The sequence below is a fragment of the Hungatella sp. SL.1.14 genome, assembly GCF_024460495.1.
Classification (GTDB): domain Bacteria; phylum Bacillota; class Clostridia; order Lachnospirales; family Lachnospiraceae; genus Hungatella; species Hungatella hathewayi.
This window is the reverse complement of the sequence record NZ_JANFYJ010000128.1, coordinates 1-431: the sequence shown is the minus strand read 5'-3', so window position 1 is coordinate 431 and position 431 is coordinate 1. Positions and strand designations below refer to the sequence as shown.

Sequence of the window (431 nt, the reverse complement as noted above, 5' to 3'; positions counted from 1 at the left end):
AAGAATATGAATCTTAAATTATATAAACAATTTTGTGGTGCTTATCAGCAATGCATTCAGGCGGCTTTGGAAGATTCCCATATCCAGGGGGACGTGAAGATTGTGGCAAAAGGGCTTCCAACCGAGGGGATCACAATGTTATTTGAAAAGAAGGAGAGATATTGTCCTGTCATTTCCATGAGGGAAGCATTTCTGAGAATGGAGATGCTAAACATGTGGGAAGAGGAATTGGTGGACCGGGCAATTGAGGTTTTTTCCTATTCACAGTCGGCGGATTTGAAGATAGCAGTAAGTCAGTTGGAACAGCCGGAAAATGTGGCGATATACGCTGCCAACCACAGACTTGACCTCGATGCACTGAAAAAATAATGATATGCCTTACCTTGTTATGGGGAATGTGGTGTTTTACTATATGTTTTACGCACCGCTGG

General features: G+C 42.7%; 1 protein-coding gene. It reads left to right on the top strand.

The features are described 5' to 3' along the window. Positions 1–369: hypothetical protein (locus NE473_RS30280; protein WP_502802854.1), on the top strand; the 369-nt coding region annotated here is incomplete at its 5' end. Positions 370–431 lie beyond the last annotated feature (62 nt).